A 279-nucleotide genomic window follows, 5' to 3' on the forward strand; every position below is an offset into this window, starting at 1 on the left:
GGCCAAGGGCATCAACTACCTGCCCGTCGAGGAAGCGGTGATCGCTGCTGGTGATTTCAGTGCCGAACTGCGCCAGGGCGACAAGGTGGCCGATGCGCTGGCGGTGAATCTACGCACAGTCGCCGCGGGCTGGCAGCAGGTGCGCAGCACGCGCCTTTCGGCTTTCCCGGGCAGCACGGCGCTGCAGTTGCCTGCCGATGCCAGCCAGGTGCAAGTGCGCCTGGACGACAGTGGTGCCGGCCTGTTCGGCGCAGCCCTGGATGACCTGCTCGCCTATCC

Annotated in this window: 1 protein-coding gene; it reads left to right on the plus strand. The window is 67.4% G+C overall.

Going from position 1 to position 279, the window contains the following annotated elements; translation table 11 throughout:
* Positions 1 to 279: hypothetical protein (locus tag AC0IYH_RS31185; protein WP_471838074.1), on the plus strand; the 279-nt coding region annotated here is incomplete at both ends.

The sequence above is a fragment of the Pseudomonas sp. AC463 genome, from assembly GCF_979253585.1.